This window comes from Pseudomonas graminis, assembly GCF_001705435.1.
GTDB lineage: Bacteria > Pseudomonadota > Gammaproteobacteria > Pseudomonadales > Pseudomonadaceae > Aquipseudomonas > Aquipseudomonas graminis_B.
Genome location: NZ_MDEN01000061.1, coordinates 310,858 through 329,581, shown reverse-complemented (window position 1 = coordinate 329,581; position 18,724 = coordinate 310,858). Strand labels below are relative to the sequence as shown.

At 60.3% G+C, this 18,724-nt stretch carries 17 protein-coding genes; 6 read left to right on the top strand and 11 right to left on the bottom strand.

Annotation, left to right across the window (positions count from 1 at the left end; genetic code table 11):
* Positions 1–929 precede the first annotated feature (929 nt).
* The 3 genes from BBI10_RS12115 to BBI10_RS12105 form a co-directional block, all read right to left on the bottom strand.
* Positions 930–1,931 carry a sulfate ABC transporter substrate-binding protein gene (locus BBI10_RS12115; RefSeq protein WP_065988736.1) on the bottom strand — a complete coding sequence of 334 codons (1,002 nt, stop codon included), beginning with the start codon at positions 1,929–1,931 and terminating at the stop codon, positions 930–932.
* A gap of 134 nt (positions 1,932–2,065) precedes the next feature.
* Positions 2,066–2,932, bottom strand: a complete 867-nt coding sequence (locus BBI10_RS12110; protein ID WP_065988735.1) for an ion transporter — start codon at positions 2,930–2,932, stop codon at positions 2,066–2,068.
* Between the two features lie 181 nt (positions 2,933–3,113).
* Positions 3,114–4,745 carry a methyl-accepting chemotaxis protein gene (locus BBI10_RS12105; RefSeq protein WP_065988734.1) on the bottom strand — a complete coding sequence of 544 codons (1,632 nt, stop codon included), beginning with the start codon at positions 4,743–4,745 and terminating at the stop codon, positions 3,114–3,116.
* A 620-nt stretch (positions 4,746–5,365) separates the two neighbouring features.
* Between BBI10_RS12105 and BBI10_RS12100 the strand changes: the two genes are divergently transcribed.
* Positions 5,366–5,764 carry a response regulator gene (locus BBI10_RS12100; RefSeq protein ID WP_065988733.1) on the top strand — a complete coding sequence of 133 codons (399 nt, stop codon included), beginning with the start codon at positions 5,366–5,368 and terminating at the stop codon, positions 5,762–5,764.
* A 3-nt stretch (positions 5,765–5,767) separates the two neighbouring features.
* Here the strand turns inward: BBI10_RS12100 and BBI10_RS12095 are convergent, their stop codons facing one another.
* Positions 5,768–6,376 (bottom strand): TetR/AcrR family transcriptional regulator, encoded by a 609-nt coding sequence (locus BBI10_RS12095; protein WP_065988732.1) that lies wholly within the window; start codon positions 6,374–6,376, stop codon positions 5,768–5,770.
* A gap of 239 nt (positions 6,377–6,615) precedes the next feature.
* On the opposite strand from BBI10_RS12095, the gene BBI10_RS12090 reads away from it, so the two are divergent.
* On the top strand, positions 6,616–6,840 hold the full coding sequence (locus BBI10_RS12090; protein WP_065988731.1) for a hypothetical protein: 225 nt from the start codon (positions 6,616–6,618) through the stop codon (positions 6,838–6,840).
* 131 nt (positions 6,841–6,971) lie between these two features.
* Here the strand turns inward: BBI10_RS12090 and BBI10_RS12085 are convergent, their stop codons facing one another.
* The 7 genes from BBI10_RS12085 to puuE form a co-directional block, all read right to left on the bottom strand.
* Positions 6,972–7,760, bottom strand: a complete 789-nt coding sequence (locus BBI10_RS12085; protein ID WP_065988730.1) for a hypothetical protein — start codon at positions 7,758–7,760, stop codon at positions 6,972–6,974.
* 357 nt (positions 7,761–8,117) lie between these two features.
* Positions 8,118–9,473, bottom strand: coding sequence for a nucleobase:cation symporter-2 family protein (locus BBI10_RS12080; RefSeq protein ID WP_065988729.1), 1,356 nt, complete (start codon positions 9,471–9,473; stop codon positions 8,118–8,120).
* A 139-nt stretch (positions 9,474–9,612) separates the two neighbouring features.
* Entirely contained in the window at positions 9,613–10,980 is a 1,368-nt protein-coding gene (locus BBI10_RS12075) for a urate hydroxylase PuuD (protein ID WP_065988728.1), read from the bottom strand.
* A 47-nt stretch (positions 10,981–11,027) separates the two neighbouring features.
* Positions 11,028–11,531, bottom strand: coding sequence for an ureidoglycolate lyase (locus tag BBI10_RS12070; RefSeq protein ID WP_065988727.1), 504 nt, complete (start codon positions 11,529–11,531; stop codon positions 11,028–11,030).
* Positions 11,532–11,698: 167 nt separating this feature from the next.
* Positions 11,699–12,694 carry an allantoicase gene (gene alc / locus BBI10_RS12065; protein WP_065988726.1) on the bottom strand — a complete coding sequence of 332 codons (996 nt, stop codon included), beginning with the start codon at positions 12,692–12,694 and terminating at the stop codon, positions 11,699–11,701.
* Positions 12,695–12,735: 41 nt separating this feature from the next.
* On the bottom strand, positions 12,736–13,251 hold the full coding sequence (gene uraD / locus BBI10_RS12060; RefSeq protein ID WP_065988725.1) for a 2-oxo-4-hydroxy-4-carboxy-5-ureidoimidazoline decarboxylase: 516 nt from the start codon (positions 13,249–13,251) through the stop codon (positions 12,736–12,738).
* A complete protein-coding gene (gene puuE / locus BBI10_RS12055; protein WP_065988724.1) occupies positions 13,248–14,174 on the bottom strand; it encodes an allantoinase PuuE in 927 nt (308 codons plus the stop codon). The genes uraD and puuE overlap by 4 nt, the downstream gene beginning before the upstream one ends.
* A 384-nt stretch (positions 14,175–14,558) precedes the next feature.
* On the opposite strand from puuE, the gene uraH reads away from it, so the two are divergent.
* From uraH to BBI10_RS12035, 4 genes are all read left to right on the top strand, one after another.
* Positions 14,559–14,912 carry a hydroxyisourate hydrolase gene (gene uraH, locus BBI10_RS12050; RefSeq protein ID WP_065988723.1) on the top strand — a complete coding sequence of 118 codons (354 nt, stop codon included), beginning with the start codon at positions 14,559–14,561 and terminating at the stop codon, positions 14,910–14,912.
* 50 nt (positions 14,913–14,962) lie between these two features.
* On the top strand, positions 14,963–15,388 hold the full coding sequence (locus BBI10_RS12045) for a DUF3830 family protein (RefSeq protein ID WP_065988722.1): 426 nt from the start codon (positions 14,963–14,965) through the stop codon (positions 15,386–15,388).
* A gap of 450 nt (positions 15,389–15,838) precedes the next feature.
* The gene (oxlT, locus tag BBI10_RS12040) at positions 15,839–17,110 is read left to right on the top strand and encodes an oxalate/formate MFS antiporter (RefSeq protein ID WP_065988721.1); all 1,272 of its coding nucleotides are present in this window, start codon (positions 15,839–15,841) and stop codon (positions 17,108–17,110) included.
* Between the two features lie 23 nt (positions 17,111–17,133).
* Positions 17,134–18,723, top strand: a complete 1,590-nt coding sequence (locus tag BBI10_RS12035; protein ID WP_065988720.1) for a gamma-glutamyltransferase family protein — start codon at positions 17,134–17,136, stop codon at positions 18,721–18,723.
* The last annotated feature ends 1 nt before the right edge of the window (position 18,724 follow it).

The window sequence follows — 18,724 nt, the reverse complement described above, 5'->3', positions numbered from 1 at the left end:
AAGAGCGTCTGCCTGGGGGCAGACTGTTTCGCCTTCGGCGAGTTACTTGGAAAAGCACCCCAAGTAACCAAGGGTGCCTGCTCTCGGTTGGGCCCTTCCTTCGTCAGGGTACCCTCACTCCGACGACGCTCCGTGGGCCCGCGCCGAACGGACATCCATGTCCTGACGGCGCTCTCGCCGCATCCATGCGGCTCGGCCCACTGCGCGTCGTCTGCGCTCGGCCTGCACCAAAGTCGCGTTTGGCGGTGTTTGAGCCTTTTGCGTATGAAGATCAAAAGCAGATCAAAAGCTTCCTGGCTGAAGCCGCTCCTACGGACGTGCGAGGTCTGTTAGTGGGACCGGCTTCAGCCGGGAAGAGGCCGGGTTGCTCACCATCAATTCTGATTGTTCCCACGCTCTGCGTGGTAACGCCGCCCCGGACGCTCCGCGTCCCTCAGACGACCCGCATTTAGGCCTGGAGAGGTGACGCGGAGCGTCACGGGATGCATTCCCACGCGGAGCGGGGGAACGATCAACGATCATCAATTTCGCGGCGTGCCTGCTGACGCTTTCCCGGCTAAAGCCGGTCCCACTAAGAGCAGCGCTTACCCCCGTAGGACCGGCTTCAGCCGGGAAGCTGTTGATTTGCTTTTGATCTCCATACGCAAGAAGCCCAAACACCACAAATCGCGACTTGGGTGCAGGCTGAACGCAGGTTTTGCGCAGTGGGCCGAGCCGCATGGATGCGGCGAGAGCGCCGTCAGGACATGGATGTCCGTTCGGCGCGGGCCCACGGAGCAAGACCGGAGTGAAGGAACCCCGAGGAACGAGGGGCCCAACCAGGAGCAAAAGCCCTTGGTTACTTGGGGCTTTATCAAGTAACTCGCCGAAGGCGAAACGGTCTGCCCCTAGGCAGACGCTCTTGATCTTGGCGTACTAAGCCGGAGGCCTTACTTGGCCGGGTAGATCTGATCAAACACCCCACCATCGTTGAAGTGGGTCTTCTGCACGGTGCGCCAGTCGCCGAAGGTTTTTTCCACTGACAGGAAATCCACTTTCGGGAAGCGGTCGGTGTATTTGGCCAGCACTGCCGGGTCCCGTGGGCGCAGGTAATTGTTGGCCGCGATTTCCTGGCCTTCTGGCGACCACAGGTACTTGAGGTATTCCTCGGCCACCGCGCGGGTGCCTTTCTTGTCGACCACCTTGTCCACCACGCTCACAGGCGGCTCAGCTTCAGCGGAGACGCTCGGGTAGACCACTTCGAACTGATCGCGACCAAATTCGCGGGCGATCATCTCCGCTTCGTTTTCGAAGGTCACCAGCACGTCGCCGATGTGGTTGGTCATGAACGTGGTGGTCGCGCCACGGCCACCGGTGTCGAGGACGGGCACATGGCTGAACAACTCGCCGACGAACTTCTTGGCCGCCGTTTCATCGCCACCATGCTTCAGCGTATAGCCCCACGCCGACAGGTAGGTGTAGCGGCCGTTGCCGGAGGTTTTCGGGTTGGGCACCACGACTTCAACGCCCTCCTTGACCAGGTCCGGCCAGTCCTTCAACGCCTTCGGGTTGCCCTTGCGCACGATGAACACCGTGGCCGAGGTAAACGGCGCGCTGTTGTTCGGGAGGCGAGTGACCCAGTCCTTCGGCACGAGCTCGCCGTTATCGGCCAGCGCGTTGATGTCAGTGGCCATGTTCATGGTGATGACATCGGCCGGCAGTCCGTCGATCACCGAACGCGCCTGTTTGCTCGACCCGCCAAAGGACATCTGAATCGTCGGGCTTTCCTGATGCTCGGCATTCCAGTGCTTCTGGAACGCGGCGTTGTAGTCCTTGTAGAAATCGCGCATCACGTCATACGACACGTTGAGCAGCGATGGCGCGGCGGCCTGTGCAGCGCTGCCCAGAGCCAGTCCTGCGGCGAGCAGGGAAGCGGCGAAGATCTTTTTCACTGTGGATTCCTTGTGGCGTTGAGCATGAGGCGTTTATCGATTCGCTCTTGAAAGAGCCGTTGTTAGAACCAGACGAGATGGCCAATGGCTGGCGACTATAACCAAAGTCGCCAGCCCCCCAATAGATCAAAAACTCATGTGCTTATGTCGGGTTCTGCATTGGCCGGTCCAGCGATCGCGCCGAGCTTGGGAAACAGCGCATTGCCGCAGCGCGAACAGAACGCCGCGTTAGGCTCATGGGCGTTCTTTGCGCAGACCGGGCAGTCGTGCTGCAGCTGATCGCCGCGCATGGCATTGGCCAGTTCGGCGGTGAAAATCCCGGTGGGCACGGCGATGATCGAGTAACCGGTGATCATCACCAGCGACGAGAGGATCTGCCCGATCGGTGTTCTCGGCACGATGTCGCCAAAGCCCACCGTGGTCAGCGTGACGATCGCCCAGTAGATGCCCTTGGGAATACTGGTGAAGCCGTGCTCCGGGCCTTCGACGACGTACATCAAGGTGCCGAACACCGTCACCAGCGTCGACACGGTGGCGAGAAACACGATGATCTTCTGTTTGCTGCCACGCAGGGCGGCGAGCAGGTAGTTGGCTTGTTTCAGATAAGGGCTGAGCTTGAGCACGCGGAAGATCCGCAGCATGCGCACCACGCGGACGATCAGCAGGTACTGCGCGTCGCTGTAATAGATCGCCAGAATGCCCGGCACGATCGCCAGCAGGTCGATCAGGCCGTAGAAGCTGAACGCGTATTTGAGGGGTTTGGGCGAGCAGTACAGGCGCACTAGGTACTCGACCGCGAAGATGAAGGTGAAGGTCCACTCGACCCAGGCCAATGGCGCGGCGTAATTGCGGTGAACGGCCTCGATGCTGTCGATGATCGCCACGAGCAAGCTGCAGAGGATGAGCACCAGCAGAATTTTGTCGAAGCGTCGGCCGGGTTTGGTGTCACTTTGAAAAACGATGATGCGTAGCTGTTCGCGCCAGCTGATGTTGCTGTCCATGGGGTCGTTCCGCGTGCAAGGTCGGCAGAGCGTGGGACAAAGCGCTCAGGAGCGCAACCTGTGAGGCGTCGCACCGCACATCTGATGGCGCTCCCACCGGCCTCTTCCCGGCTGAAGCCAGTCCTACGAAAACATCGCGTACCCCTGTGGGACCGGCTTCAGCCGGGAAGGCGTCAGTCGCTTAAACCCGAAACTGCTTCAACAACCCATTCAACTGCTCACTCAACCCCTTGAGCTGATGGCTCGCCGCGCTGGACTGTTCCGCCGCCACCGCCGTGCTCTGGGAGAGTTGTGCGGCCTGGGTGACGTTCTGGTTGATGTCTTCCACCACGTGGGATTGCTCAAGGGTGGCGCTGGCGATCGAGGCGTTGAGGCCGTTGAGGTTGCGCAGTGCCTGGCTGATCGACGTCAGGCTCTGGCCGGCCAGGTTGGCCTGTTCGATGGTCAGCTGCGACGAACGACTGCTGTCAGCGATCACTTTCACTGCAGCGTCCGAATGGGCTTGCAGGCGCTCGATCATCGCCTGAATCTCCGCCGTGGATTTCTGCGTGCGCTGGGCCAGCAGGCGGACTTCGTCTGCGACCACGGCGAAGCCTCGGCCCTGATCACCGGCGCGGGCGGCTTCGATGGCGGCGTTGAGCGCCAGCAGGTTGGTCTGCTCGGCAATCGAGCTGATCACCTCCAGCACCCCGCCGATCTGCGTGCTTTCGCTGGCCAGCGTGCGAATCACTTCCACAGCCTGATCGATGGTGCCGGACAGGTGCCCGATCTGCTTCAGGCTGCTGTCGATGTTGGCCTGGCCCTGCTGCGCCTGGGACTCGGCGTTGCGCATCTCGCTGGCGGCGTGCTCGGCGTTCTTCGCCACGTCCTGCACGCCATAAGTGACCTCATTGACCGCCGTCGCCACCTGTTCCATCTGCAACGACTGCTGCTGGCTGCGCTCCTGGGCCTGGATGGCATTGCTGCCCAGCTCACTGGATGCCTGGCCGAGACCGACCGCAGACGACTGCAGCTCGCTGACCACCCGCCGCAGTTTGGCGGTGAACGCATTGAAGTGCCGGGCCAGTTGCGTGACTTCGTCGTTGCCCTGGGTTTCCAGGGTGCGGGTCAGGTCGCTTTCGCCGCTGGCGATGTTGGCCATCGCTTCGACCGTGGCCTTGAGCGGGCCGGCGATGCTGCGTGCGATCAGAATCAACAGCAGCGCCATGACCAGAAAGATGCCGGCACTGATCGACAGCGCCTTGACCACTTGCTTGTAGAACTCGCCCTGCACGTCATCGATGTAAACGCCTGAGCCGATGATCCAGCCCCACGGCGCGAACAGCGAGATGTAGGAGGTCTTGCCGACTGCGTCAGTGGCGCCGGGCTTGGGCCAGCGATAGTTGACCATGCCTGCGCCTTTGGCCTTGGCCAGGGTGACCATCTCATTGAAGACCTGGAAACCGTCCGGGTCTTTGATGCCGGACAGGTCCTGGCCCACCAGCTTGGGATTGGCCGGGTGCATGATCATCACCGGGCGCAGGTCATTGATCCAGAAGTAGTCGGTCTGGTTATAGCGCAGCCCGCGAATGGCATCCATGGCCTGCTGCTGCGCCTGCTCGCGGGTCAGGGTGCCGGCGGTTTCCAGGCCATGGTAGTAATCAAGCAGGCCACTGGCGGTCTGCACCACGTGCATGGTCTTGACGGTTTTGGCTTCGTACAGATCGTCATGGATCTGCTTGAGCATCGCCGCTGCCAGCGTAAACAACATCACCACCGCGACGATGAGAATCAACCACAAGCGCCGGCTGATGGAAAGATTGCGCATGTTCATGATCGTCACTCCGTTTCTTTGTTCTTTTTATTGGGTCTGGCGTCCTGGGCAGCGCGCCAGTCAAACTGGTTGCGGGACAGCGGATCGATGACCGTCAAACGACAGACAGAGGACGCGGTGTCATTAAGCGTCTCGGCTTGTTTGTGACAAACGTGAGAGCGGTGCAGGGATATATCTGCAATGGTAGTTATCAAAGCCAAATAAGCTGTAAGAAATGCCTTCGCCTGACGTCAGATCCGATACAGGTATAGCGAAAGGCTTACACGAGCTGAGGAACTTGGCTCTAGGTTGAAACACTTCGGCGCGGTACATTGGATCCATCAACTGCAGCAACGGACCGCTGCAGGATCAAGGATGATCGACCGTTGCCAGGCATTGGCGGCCAACAGGAAGTTGGACGGTGTTGCACAAACCCGCTTCGGCGGGTTTTTTATTGCCCGCGATTTGGCGAACGCCCTTTTGTACCCATTCATTTACCGAATCTGTACAGCGTTTCGACCAAATGTTGCTTCCCGATGGAATTTCCTGCGCTCGCGCCGCTCACAGTACGGACTACACCCGAGTCCAGGACAGGGCCGGCCGGGCAGGCATGGGAAATAATTATTGTGGATGTGGCGCAAATGGCAGCAGACGTACCGAACAAGAGACTCATTCTGGTGGTTGAGGACGAGCAAATCATTCGCGAGTTTGTTTGCGAAATCCTCGAGGACGAAGATTTTATGACCTATGCGCTGGAGACTGCCGACGAGGCTGCGACGTACCTCGAGAGCAACTCCGACGACGTGGCGCTCCTTCTCACCGATATCCTCATGCCGGGTCAGTTGAACGGTGCCGATCTGGCGAACCTGTCGGGCAACAAGTATCCGCACATCCCGATCCTGATCATGTCAGGTCACGAGACCCCCGAGAGTTCTGGCGTCGTGCACCCGGTCGTGTTCATTCGCAAGCCCTGGAGTTTCGGCCAGCTTTTACAAGGCGTTAACAAGGCCTTGGGCTACGACAAGCACGAAAGCCTGTGACCCTCAGCGGTCCGGCTCACACCCTTTGAGCACCAGCCGGATGATGGTCTGGGCGGCCGCTTCGTAATCAGCGTCGTCCAGGGTCGCTTTGCCCGTCACTGTAGAGATCTGCCAGTCGAAATCGGCGTAGGTCTGGGTCGCCGCCCAGATGCTGAACATCAGATGATGGGGGTCGACAGGTGCGATCAGGCCGTCATCGATCCAGCCCTGGATGCACTCGATGTTGTGCCTGGCCTGACCATTCAACTGGTCAACCTGCTCGGGCGTCAGGTGCGGCGCGCCGTGCATGATCTCGCTGGCGAACACTTTGGAAGCGAAAGGCAGGTCGCGGGAGATGCGGATCTTCGAGCGGATGTAGCTTGTCAGCACTTCAGCCGGCACCCCCTCACGATTGAATGGCGTCGACGCCTGCATGATCGGCTCGATGATGCTTTCGAGCACCTCTCGGTACAGGTTGTCCTTCGATTTGAAGTAGTAATAGACGTTGGGCTTGGGCACACCCGCCTTGGCGGCGATGTCGCTGGTCTTGCTGGCAGCGAATCCTTTATCGGCAAATTCTTCACTGGCTGCGCGCAGGATCAGTTCTTTGTTGCGCTCGCGGATGCTGCTCATAAACCGGTATGTCCTTGCCTGCTCGGCGGTGGCGAATGTTAGCACCGGCCTCGCAGCAGGCTCAACATTGCCACTGCTGTGCAACTACAACCCCTTTGTCCACCGGCTTTGTCACTGGCGCGACGGCGTGCCGGTGGTATTGTGTGGCGGGTTGCATCGGGAGCAGTAGCAGAAGGGCAGTAACAGAACGGGCGCCTTATCAAGGCTGAACGCGTATTCGGTGGCGAGGTGTCGGCAGCATGAACAGCCCATTGTTTTCCAGCGTCGTTGCGTATGCCCAGCATTGCGAGCGACAGCTGGTGGAAATCCTGCACCGCCGGCCAACGCTCGACCGGCAGCAGGTCATGACCTGGGTCGACGAGCAGAGTCATGCGATGAAGGACCGTGATCCCCTCGACCTGTTGCGCTCGCTCAACGCGAGGGTGCGAGCGGGCAAGCCGCTGCCGTGGGAAGGGCACTCCTGAGGGGGTGCTGTCGGCAGGGCTGGAGCGGCTGAAAGTGGCGGATCAGAGACCTTTGGTGTCTGATCCGCTGCGCCTCAGGTCGACAAGGATCTTGCCGGTCGACCATCGATCGGCAGCAGATCAACGCTTCGTTAGAAGAACACTTTTACCAGCAAACTGGCGGTGTTCTGATCGGTGTCGAAAGAGCGCGTGTCGTTGATGCCGTACTTGTTGCTCCAGTAGTCGTACTCGACGCCCACATACAACTGCCGGTCCGGAAGATTGAGCGCCTTGCCCAGGTCGTATTTGATCTGCGGGTTGAAGTGCAGGTTGGAGTGGTAATCACCTTTGCTGTTGGACTGTTTGTTGTCCACGACCCAGTCCATGAAACCGTCGATGAGAATGTCGGACTTGCCCACCGGGATCGTGTAGGACCAGACCGGGGTAATCTGCCAGGCACCGTTACCGGCGCGGTGGCCGTCGGTGTAACGCTTGTAGAAGTTCAGCTGGAAGTAATCAAAGCCAGGCACTTTCAAGTCAAAACCCGGGCCGATCAGGTACGACTCGACATCCCCTTCGCCAAACTCGTACGTCGTCGCCAACAACACGTCAGTGATCGGCCCCAGCTGAAACTTCTGATCTAAGATCTTGCCCATGGACAGGCGAGGGGAGATCTCCCCGTACGTCGAGGCGTTGCCCAGGCTGCCGTCTTTCTTGCCGTTATAGTTGATGTAATCGAGGAAGACGAAGTTATCGCCGTATTTCCAGCCATCGGCATGTTCGTAGGTGAACGTCTGCTGGTTCTCAGGGTTCACGGCGAAGTTCTTGCCGTAGAGGTAAGTCAGGCTGTTGCTTTGCCACTGCAACAGATCACCTGACATGGCCGGCGCAGCGGCAAGCAGACTGCTGGCGGCCATCAGGCTGGAAAGCGTGCGGTTCATGTAAATACTCCCTTGGATTGACGTCGTGGTTTTTTGCGAACTGACGCTCTGTTATGGCGCCTTGGTTTTATTAACTAAGTTGTCTGTTTGGTCAGCTTCGAGTTGATAGCAAGAGCTGAGCCAACACCTTGAAAAAAGACGAAAAAGCCCCGCCGGCTGTTTAAAGAACAGTCGATGGGTCGTTTTATCGATGCCGTTTGGAACAGGCACGGGCTGATCGGAGAGTTGTCCGGCCAGTCAGGTCAGTTGCAGTGTTGTTATTGGACTGAATTCGAGCGGCGGCGGAGGATACTGACTCGCGCGGCGGTGCTCAAGTGCTCTGTCACAGCGCACTCCCGTCGAAAACAGGGCAACCCCTCAGTGTGGATGCAGCGGCCCGGCCATCACCGCACGATCGGCACCGCCGAGCACGTTAAACAGCAGGTTCAATAGCACGGCACTCAGCGTCGCCATGGCGATGCCGCTGTGGGTGATCGGGCCCATCCACTGCGGCAGCTGGCTGAAGAACTCCGGCCGCACCACCGGGATCAGGCCCATGCCGATGCTCACCGCGACCAGCAGCTGGTTGCGCCGATCGGAGATGTCCGCTTCCTGGAGGATCTTGATCCCGGTGGCGGCGACCATGCCGAACATCGCAATGGCCGCGCCGCCCAATACGGCAGGCGGAATCGAGGCCACCAGATAGGCCGCTTTCGGCAGCAGGCTGAGCACGATGAGAAACCCGCCCGCGACAATGGTTACCGAGCGGCAGCGTACACCGGTCATCTGCACCAGGCCGATGTTCTGCGCAAACGAGGAGTGGGTGAAGGTGTTGAGAAAGCCCGCAAGAAATGAGGCGGCCGCATCGCACAGCAGGCCCCGGCGCAGCATGCCCGGGGTGACGTCGCGGTCGGTGATCTTGCCCAGGGCGAGGAACATCCCCGTGGATTCGACGAAAATGATCACCACCACCAGGCACATCGACAGGATCGGCGCGAGGCTGAATTGCGGCATGCCGAAGTGCAGGGGCGTGACCACTTTCAGCCATTCGGCCTGACCCAGTCCACTGAGGTCGACCATGCCGATGAAGCCGGAGAGGATGTAGCCCAGGCCCATGCCGATCAGCACCGAGATGTTCACCCAGAACCCGCGCATGAATCGGTTGATCAGCAGGATGGTCAACAACACCAGCGCAGCGACGCCGAGGTACACCGGGGCGCCGAAGCTCACCGCCTTGCTGCCGCCGCCGGCCCAGTTGACCGCCACCGGGAACAACGACAGGCCGATGGAGGTGATCACCGTGCCGGTCACCAGCGGCGGGAAGAAGCGCACGATTTTCGACATGAACGGCGCGATCAGCATGCCGAAGAAGCCCGCCGCGATGGTCGCGCCGAAGATCCCCGGCAGGCCGACGCCGCCCATCCCGGCCATCGCCACCATGCTGCCGACAGCGGCGAAACTGGCGCCCATCATGATCGGCATGCGGATGCCGAGCGGACCGATGCCGAGCGATTGCACCAACGTGGCAATGCCGGCGACCAGCAGGTCAGCGTTGATCAGAAAGGCGATGTCTTCCCGGGAAAGCCCGGCGGCCTGGCCGATGATCAGCGGCACTGCAACGGCACCGCCGTACATCAACAGGACGTGTTGCAGGCCCACCAGAATCAGTTGCAGCAAGGGCAGGGGCTGTCGTGGCGGCGCGGCAGGGATGCGCGCGTGAGTTGACTCGGACATGCAACACCTCATTTGTTCTTATTTTGGGGTTGAAGCTTTGAATCGGTGAAGGCGACAAGCTTCAAGCGGCAAGCCTCAAGCTAAAGCCGATCGCGTACTGCTTCTGACTTGTGGCTTGCCGCTTGAAGCTTGCAGCTGCTTAGTTCGTCTGCGCCCCCTTATCAATCCATTGACCCAGCAGGTCACGTTCCTGTTGGGTCATCTGGGTGATGTTGCCCAGCGGCATGATCTGCGCGGTCACGGCCTGGGCCTGGATGCGCGGGGCGAGTTGCTGGATCTGTTGCGGCGTGTCGAACATGATTCCGGCCGGCGCACTGCTGAACAGCGGGCTGGTGGGTTTGGCGGAGTGGCAGACGGTGCACCGTTCCTGAATCACGCTGTGGACTTTCTCGAAATCCACACCGCCGCTGCTGGCCTGCGCGGGTTGCGCGGGTTGCGCTGGTTGCGCGGCAGCGGGGGCAGTGGCAGCGGGCGCAGGCACAGTTTCAGGCGCAGCGGCGACAGGCGCTGGCGCGACCGCGGGCTTCGGCTCGTCGGCGCGATGACCGCCGATGGCCGTGCCCGGCAGCGGCTGGTACTGGATGTTCGCCGCCACGTCCGGGCTGCGAGATGTTTGCGCCGGGCCGGTGACGTACGCCAGACACATCATCCCCAACGCGCCGACCGGAAGGGCCCAGGCATATTTGTGGCTGTTGTGGCGGGTGTTGAAAAAGTGACGGACCAGCACCGCACACACCGCGATCCCGGCCAGGATCAGCCAGTTGTACTGACTGCCGTAGGTGCTCGGGAAGTGGTTGCTGATCATGATGAACAGCACCGGCAGGGTGAAGTAGTTGTTGTGCCGTGAACGCAGCAGGCCTTTGGCGGGCAGCGACGGATCCGGCGTGCGGTTCTCGGCGATGGCGGCGACCAGCGCGCGCTGGGCCGGCATTATAATGCGCAGCACGTTGCCGACCATGATCGTGCCGATGATCGCACCCGTGTGCAGATAAGCCGCTCGCCCGCTGAACACCTGGCTGAAGCCGAAGCAGGCCGCGATGACCAGCACGAACAGCACCAGGCCCAGCAGGACAGGGCGCTTGCCCAGCGGCGAATCGCAGAGGATGTCGTAGATCGTCCAGCTGGCGATCAATGAGCCGACGCCGATGGCGATGCCTGCGCCGCCGCTCAGCGTGCTGCCGGGTGCCAGCAGGTAAAGGGTGGGGTTGGAATAGAACACGATGCACAGCAGCGCGACGCCCGACATCCAGGTCCAGTAGGCTTCCCATTTGAACCAGTGCAGGTCGTCCGGCATGGTCGGCGGGGCCAGTTTGTACTTTTCCAGGTGGTAGATACCGCCGCCGTGAATCGCCCAGAGGTCGCCCGACAGACCGTCACGGGGGTTGGCGCGGTTGAGGTTGTTCTCCAGCCAGACGAAATAAAAGGACGCGCCGATCCAGGCGATCCCGACGATCATGTGAATCCAGCGCACGCCCAGATTCAGCCATTCCATCAGATGTGCAGCCACAGTCTTACCCTTTGCCTGCCACCCCTTGGCGGGTGGTCAGACCCTTCTTATAGTTGGGGATCGAGAACCATCTTCTGACTCTCTTCGAAGAAATGCTCATCGCAGTTATTGCCGTTGCCACTGCGATCAACCACCAGGAAGTCATCCCGCTTTTCGATCGTCAGCACCGGGTGGTGCCAGACGCCGCGATGGTAATTAACACCCTGCCTGCCATTGGTGATGAAGGCGCGGGTCAACTCGGGTTCAGGTGCATCGCCAAGTGGCGCGACCACGACCAGAAAAGGGTGGCCGAGCAGCGGAATAAAGGCCTGGCTGCCCAGCGGATGGCGCTCCAGCATGCTGATGGTCAACGGCATGTTCAGCGTCTCGGCGCGGAAGATGCTGATGATCGCCTTGTCATCCGGCGTGGCCGTTTCAACCTCGGCCAGACGGTGAAAGCGCATGGTCGAGCCGTTATTGATCATGAAATGATCGCTGCCATCGGTTTCGATGACATCGCCGAACGGGGCGAAGGCTGCCTTGGTCAACGGCTCGATGATCAGTGTGCGCATGCGGGGTCTTCTTTCTCGTTATTCGTAAATGGTGTGCATAAATGATCGTTCCCACGCTCCGCGTGGGAATGCATCCCCTGACGCTCTGCGTCACCCTGGACGCGGAGCGTCCGCAAAGGGGTTACCACGCGGAGCGTGGGAACCATCAGTCATCAGGGGCCAAGCGTTTATTTCGCGACTTTGCCCAACACCCGCAACCGGCTCACACCGCCATCCGGGAACACGTTCAGGCGGATGTGGGTAATCGGTCCCAGCGCCCTGATCTGCTCGACGAACGTGTGTTCGGCGTGCATTTCCAGCTTCTGGCTCGGCAGCAGTTCGCGCCAGAACAGGCTCTGGGTTTCGATCTGGCTGTCGGTGCCGCCTTTGACGAACGCCGCCTGAATCGAGCAGCTGTCCGGGTAGTTGCCCTTGAAGTGCAGGGTGTCGACGACGATCTGCTCGACCTCACCGGCATGCCCCAGCGCCACGATCACCCAGTCATTGCCGGGGGTGCGGCGACGTGCGGTTTCCCAGCCGTCGCCCATGTTCACGCCACGTCCCGGGTTGAGGATGTTGTTCATGCGCCCGAAATGCTCGTCGGAGCAGGCCAGTGCACGGCCGCCATTCAGCGCCGCGACCAGGTCGATCTGCTCGTTGTCGCCCACTGCCGACCAGTCCCGGTGAGGCACGCCGTACACCCGCAGACGCGCCACGCCGCCGTCCGGGTAGATATTGAAACGCAAGTGGCTGTAGGCCTTGGCGTCCGCGATCTCGTGGTAGTGGTGGCTGTCGCCCTTGAGCTCCACGGCCGGCAGCACTTCGGTCCACACGGTGTGCTCGTCCGGCTCGCCCGACGCCAGGAAGCACGCTTCCAGGGAGGCCGAGGGCGGGTAGTTACCGGTGAAGAACGAGGTGTCGATGTCCACGCCCTTGATCGAACCGGCGACGCCCAGACGGATCACTGCACTGTCGTAACCTTCGAAGCGCTTGCGGCGCGACTCCCAGCCGTCCATCCACTTGCCGTTGTCGTCGAACACGCCTTCTTTCCAGACCGCAGGGGTCGGCTGGAACAGGCGGTTGGCGTCGGCGAACCAGTCATCGGTGACGGACAGGATCTTCGTCCCCAGGCGCGCATCGGCCAGGTTGACGAACTTCTCGAAGGGTGCGGCGTAAGCTTTCATTCTTTTTGTCTGCCTTTGATAAGGGGCGTGGGAACGGTCGGTCAGAGGGCTTGCAGGCGGAACATCGCGATCTTGTTGATCTCGGCGAGGGCGCAGGCAAACTCGGCGTCTGCCGTGTTGTGAATGCGCGTCTCGAAGGCCTCGAGGATCTGATGCCGGTTGCTGCCTTTCACCGCCATGATGAAGGGGAACGCAAACGTCGCCTTGTAGGCGTCGTTCAGCTCGGTGAAGCGCTGAAACTCTTCGGCCGTGCATTGGTGGATACCGGCGCCAGCCTGTTCAGAGGTGCTGGCTTCGGTCAGTTGGCCTTGCACGGCGGCTTTGCCGGCAAGGTCCGGGTGGGCGTTGATCAACGCCAGTTGCGCGGCGTGATCGGCGCTCAACAGGATGTCGCTCATGCGTGCATGCAGCGTCTCGATATCATCGAGTTCGTGCAGATGGCCCCGGTCATAGGCCTGTTCGGCGACCCAAGGCGAGTGTTCGTAGATGTCGGCGAAGGTCTGGACGAAGGCTTCGCGGCTGAAGGAAGAGGGCGTCAGGGTCTGAAAACGGCTCATTTGGCAGCTCCGTTGAAGGGGTGAACCTGGTGCCAGTGCCGCGCGATCTCCACGCGACGGGCGAACCAGACCTGTTCGTGGCCTTTGACGTACTCAAGAAAACGCTGCAGCGCGGCCAGCCGGGCCGGGCGGCCAATCAAGCGGCAGTGCAAGCCGATCGAGAGCATTTTCGGCGCCTCGGCCCCTTCGGCGTAGAGCACGTCGAAGGCGTCTTTCAGGTAATCGAAGAAGTCATCGCCCTTGTTGAAACCCTGCACTTGGGTGAAGCGCATGTCGTTGGTGTCGAGGGTGTAGGGGATCACCAGATGCGGCTTGCCGGTGGGGCTGTTCGGCTCCCAGTAGGGCAGGTCGTCGTCGTAGGTGTCGCAGTCGTAGAGAAAACCGCCTTCTTCCATCACCAGCCGCCGGGTGTTCGGTCCGGTGCGCCCGGTGTACCACCCCAGCGGACGCTCGCCGGTGAGTTCGGTGAGGATGCGGATGGCTTCGAGCATGTGCTCGCGTTCCTGGGCCTCGTCCATGTTCTGATAGTCGATCCAGCGATAGCCGTGGCTGCAGATCTCATGGCCGGCGTCGACCATGGCGCGGATCACGTCCGGGTGACGCTGGGCGGCCATGGCCACCGCGAAAATGGTCAGCGGGATGTCGAATTGCCTGAACAGCTTGAGCACGCGCCACACGCCGGCGCGGCTGCCGTATTCGTAAAGCGATTCCATGCTCATGTTGCGCTGGCCCTGCAGCGGTTGCGCGGCGACCATCTCAGAGAGGAACGCCTCGGATTCCTTGTCGCCATGCAGAATGTTGCGCTCGCCGCCTTCCTCGTAATTGAGCACGAACGACAGCGCGATACGGGCGTTGCCTGGCCAGTGGGGATGGGGCGGTTTACTGCCGTAACCGATCAGGTCGCGTGGGTAGTCGGCGCTCACTGCGAGATTCCTTCTGTGCGTGTTGTCTGTTGCTGTTGGCAGTCTGACATTGCAGGAACGATGCAGTGGACTGCCGTTGCGGTGAAAAGATTGTATACAACCTCGTCCGTTTTTTGTAAGCCTGTTTTTTCTTTTCTTGCGAAGGCTGGTGCTGCAAGAAACCTGCCTTATTGGTCAGGATCTTTACAAAAACCCTAATAATTTCCTGACTCGGCTCTGAAATACGGGTTATCCAGACGCGACAAGCAAAACGGGCTATGGAACGATATCTATTGTGTACAATTTAAGCTCAAAGTGTCTTAATCGTTCATTCCCCGCACCCGCCGAGCCCTCAATTGGTGCGCGTGCCTGATTTTCCACTTCTCAAGCGAGGCCCCGACAAGCATGGGACGACTGACCACACACGTATTGGACGCCGCTCACGGCTGCCCCGGCAGCTCCATTCACATCGTGCTTTACCGGGTTGAAGGCGAACGGCTGGAGAAAGTCGCCGACGCCGTCACTAACGCCGACGGTCGATGCGACGCGCCATTGTTGCAGGGCGATGATTACCGTTCAGGCGTCTACCAGTTGCAATTCCACGCAGGTGATTACTACCGCGCCAAAGGCGTTCAACTGCCCGACCCCGCGTTTCTTGATGTGGTCGTGCTGCGCTTCGGCATTGATGCGGCGCAGGACCACTATCACGTGCCACTGCTGATCTCGCCTTATAGTTATTCGACCTATCGCGGGAGCTAGGGGCGCCACCCCTCGGATCATCGCCATGCCTATTGAGGAGACAATGCTGCATGACCACTCTTAAAATCACCGCAGGCGGGTATCAGTTTCTCGCCGAAACTCACCCCGATGCCCCGGAAACTGTCTCGGCGTTTCTCGCATTGCTGCCTTATCGTCAGAAGCTGATTCACGTGCGTTGGAGTGGCGAGGGATGCTGGGTGCCATTGGGTGAGTATCAACTTCTGAAGGGCGAGGAGCCCATCGGCTTCGAGAATCACACCAGCCATCCTTCCGTGGGTGACATTCTTTTCTACCCCGGCCCCTATAGCGAAACCGAGATTCTCGTGGCGTACGGCTCTTGCTGCTTTGCCAGCAAAATGGGGCAACTGGCGGGCAATCACTTTCTGACCATCGTGCAAGGCAAGGAAAACTTGCGCGCCCTGGGCGTGAAGACGTTATGGGAAGGGGCTCAAGAGATCGTATTCGAGCGGGCGTGAGGTTCGCGCTCGCAAAGGCGGCTGGATCTATTCCCGGCGCGCTATGAATGAAGAGGGCGGCCGGGTTCGGACCGCTCTTCTCATACTCGGCAATACCGTTGCCGCCGTTGTAAATCGGGTCAGCCTGGTGCGCGGCGTGCGTCGCTGCACCGACGTCGGGCGATAAGCTGACCTCGAATTTTGCGCGTGTCCGTTAGGCGATATACGCCGTCCCTTTAGCGATAGACAAGCCTGCGCTTGGCGCGTACGTTCTTTTCCACTCATTGTTTAGTTGGACTTATATATACATTGAATTTCGGATAAATAGCCGGAAGGCGGAGGCGCGGACGAAAGGTTTTGACCGGCGTAAGTTTGGTTTTTAATAGGCAGATAAGTTGAAGCGATTTAAGTAGCTGGCATGCCGTTTGCTCTTTGCTTTGACTCGATAAACCCAACTTCGAGCCTAATGCCATGAGCAGTGATCAATACATTATTGAAGGCGCACGTACGCCTGTTGCGACCGCCCGTTGGTATCAACTTTTCATCGGTGTTGTGTGCATGATGGCGATTTCCAGTCCGCAATATGTCTGGACGCTGTTTACCGGCCCGCTGACCAATAAACTTGGTGTTTCGCTGGCGCAAGTGCAAATCACCTTTTCCCTGTTGATTATTTTGCAGACATTCTTTTCCCCCGTGCAGGGCTATCTGGTCGATCGTTTTGGCATTCGCCTGCTGGTCGGTCTGGGTTGCACGTTGTCCGGCCTTAGTTGGGTGCTGGCCAGTCAGGCTTCTTCTCTGAGCATGCTGTACTTGAGTTATGGCGTGGTGGGTGGCCTGGGTACCGGGATTGTCTACGTGGGAATTGTCGGTCTGATGGTGCGCTGGTTCCCGGACCGTCGCGGTTTTGCGGCAGGCGCTGTGGCCGCAGGCTATGGAATGGGCGCAATGCTCACCACGTTTCCTATCAGCAACAGTCTGCAAAGTGCTGGCATGGAACAGACCATGATGACGTTCGGCCTGGTGCTGGGGGTGGTTGGGCTTGCCGCGTCGCGGTTTTTGCGTCAACCACCGGCACTGTTGCGTGATGCGGCGGTGGCGCAAACGCCCCAGACCGTTTCTGATGTCGCGCCCCGCGAGATGCTCAAGACGCCAGTCTTCTGGCTGATGTTCGCCATGTTCACCATGATGTCCACGTCCGGTCTGATGGTGACCTCACAGATGGCCAGCTTCGCCAAGGATTTCGGCATGACCACCGTCATGGTGATGGGCATGGCGGCCTTGCCACTGGCCCTGACCATCGACCGGGTCTGCAATGGCCTGACCCGGCCATTGTTCGGCTGGATTTCCGACCGTTTCGGCCGTGAAAACACCATGGCGTTCGCGTTCCTGTTTGAAGGTGTAGCCATGACGCTGTGGTTGCTGACCATTAATAATCCGGTCCTGTTCGTGCTGTTGTCGGGTGTCGTGTTCTTGGGCTGGGGCGAAATCTTCTCGCTGTTTCCTTCGACCCTGACCGATACCTTCGGCACCCGCCACGCCACCACCAACTACGGTTTTCTGTACATGGCGCAGGGGATTGGCGCGGTGTTTGGCGGTCCGGTTGCAGCGCTGCTGCACCAGTACACAAGTAGCTGGTACCCGGTATTCGCAGTGGCCATCAGCTTTGACATCGTCACCGCTCTGCTGGCCTTCTTCGTGCTCAAACGCATGCGTATGAACTGGCTTGCCGCACACGCTCTGTAATTTTTACAACAAGGAATCTGCGCATGTTGAACACCACACTGGCCGCTCGGGGCATTGCCGTTGCGCCTCACAGCCTCGCTGCACAATCGGCGCTGGCAGTATTGCGCGAGGGCGGTAACGCGATCGAGGCCATGGTCGCGGCAGCCGCCACGATCGCCGTTGTGTACCCACACATGAACAGCCTGGGCGGCGACGGTTTTTGGCTCATCATGCCTGCTCAGGGCGAGCCGGTGGCGATTGACGCCAGCGGTCCGGCTGGCAGTCTGGCCACCCTGAGCCGCTACGAAGGCATGAGCAAGATCCCGACCCGTGGCGTCGATGCGGCGCTGACGGTGGCGGGAACCGTAGGCGGCTGGCAGGAGGCCTTGGCAGTTTCGGCGCAACGGGGTGGCCATACTCCTTTGCCGCGCCTGCTCGAAGACGCGATCCACTATGCACGGTCTGGAATCCCCACCACCGTCTCGCAACACGTCGCCACTTCTGCCAAGCAGGCTGAGCTGCAGCATGTGCCGGGTTTTGCAGAGACATTTTTGCCGAACGGCGCAGCACCGCAAGCTGGCAGTCTGTTCCGGCAACCGCGTCTGGCGGACACGCTGCAATCATTGGCCGACGACGGTCTCGACAGTTTCTATCGCGGGGCGCTTGCCGATTCCATTGCCCATGATCTGGAAGCGCTGGGCGCGCCGGTGACCCGCGCCGATCTGGCCGGCTACCGGGCCAGGCGTGTGCGCCCCCTTGAGCTGACCCACAGCGCAGGCACGGTTTACAACCTGACGCCCCCTAGCCAGGGGCTGGTTTCGCAGCTGATCCTGGGGATTTCCGATCACGCAGGTTTGGCCTCACATGCCGCGGACGAGGCAGACCATATTCATACCCTGGTGGAGGCGACCAAGCTCGCATTCGCGCTGCGCGATGGTCACATAACGGACCCCGAGCACATGACTATCGACCCACAGAGCTGCCTGGCGCCGGACAATCTGCAAGCGCTGGCCGCGCGCATTGATCCGCAGCAAGCCGCGCCGTGGGGTGAAGGCAAGGGGCCGGGCGACACGATCTGGATGGGGGTGATCGACAACGACGGGCTGGCGGTTTCGTTCATTCAGAGCATTTACCACGAATTCGGCAGCGGCGTGGTGTTGCAGGGCTCAGGCCTGAACTGGCAGAACCGCGGCGCCTCGTTCAGTCTCGATCCTGAGCACCTGTTGGTCTTGAAGCCGGGCAAGAAGCCTTTCCACACGCTCAACCCTGCGGCGGCCCGCTTGAAGGATGGCCGCGCCATGGTCTACGGCACCATGGGTGGAGACGGTCAGCCGCAGACGCAGGCGGCGGTGTTCAGCCGCTACGCGGTGTTTGGTCAGCCATTGCAGCAGGCGGTGACGGCGCCGCGCTGGTTACTGGGGCGGACCTGGGGTGATACGTCGGACACCCTGAAACTGGAGTCGCGTTTCCCGGCGTCCGTTGTCGATGAACTCAAGCGCCGTGGCCACGAGGTCGAGTTGCTTGCGGCCTTCACTGAAACCATGGGGCATGCCGGGGCTGCGGTGCGGCTGGTCAATGGCAGTTTTGAAGGCGCTTTCGACCCGCGTGGCAATGGCGCCGCCGCCGGCTATTGAT

What these genes read in the sequence shown, in the direction of transcription:
- BBI10_RS12105 (WP_065988734.1), bottom strand. Translation starts at nt 4,745, where the DNA reads ATGAACATGCGCAATCTTTCCATCAGCCGGCGCTTGTGGTTGATTCTC.
- oxlT (WP_065988721.1), top strand. Translation starts at nt 15,839, where the DNA reads ATGAGCAGTGATCAATACATTATTGAAGGCGCACGTACGCCTGTTGCG.
- uraH (WP_065988723.1), top strand. Translation starts at nt 14,559, where the DNA reads ATGGGACGACTGACCACACACGTATTGGACGCCGCTCACGGCTGCCCC.
- BBI10_RS12045 (WP_065988722.1), top strand. Translation starts at nt 14,963, where the DNA reads ATGACCACTCTTAAAATCACCGCAGGCGGGTATCAGTTTCTCGCCGAA.
- BBI10_RS12085 (WP_065988730.1), bottom strand. Translation starts at nt 7,760, where the DNA reads ATGAACCGCACGCTTTCCAGCCTGATGGCCGCCAGCAGTCTGCTTGCC.
- BBI10_RS12110 (WP_065988735.1), bottom strand. Translation starts at nt 2,932, where the DNA reads ATGGACAGCAACATCAGCTGGCGCGAACAGCTACGCATCATCGTTTTT.
- BBI10_RS12100 (WP_065988733.1), top strand. Translation starts at nt 5,366, where the DNA reads ATGGCAGCAGACGTACCGAACAAGAGACTCATTCTGGTGGTTGAGGAC.
- BBI10_RS12090 (WP_065988731.1), top strand. Translation starts at nt 6,616, where the DNA reads ATGAACAGCCCATTGTTTTCCAGCGTCGTTGCGTATGCCCAGCATTGC.
- uraD (WP_065988725.1), bottom strand. Translation starts at nt 13,251, where the DNA reads ATGAGCCGTTTTCAGACCCTGACGCCCTCTTCCTTCAGCCGCGAAGCC.
- BBI10_RS12035 (WP_065988720.1), top strand. Translation starts at nt 17,134, where the DNA reads ATGTTGAACACCACACTGGCCGCTCGGGGCATTGCCGTTGCGCCTCAC.
- BBI10_RS12070 (WP_065988727.1), bottom strand. Translation starts at nt 11,531, where the DNA reads ATGCGCACACTGATCATCGAGCCGTTGACCAAGGCAGCCTTCGCCCCG.
- alc (WP_065988726.1), bottom strand. Translation starts at nt 12,694, where the DNA reads ATGAAAGCTTACGCCGCACCCTTCGAGAAGTTCGTCAACCTGGCCGAT.
- BBI10_RS12095 (WP_065988732.1), bottom strand. Translation starts at nt 6,376, where the DNA reads ATGAGCAGCATCCGCGAGCGCAACAAAGAACTGATCCTGCGCGCAGCC.
- BBI10_RS12080 (WP_065988729.1), bottom strand. Translation starts at nt 9,473, where the DNA reads ATGTCCGAGTCAACTCACGCGCGCATCCCTGCCGCGCCGCCACGACAG.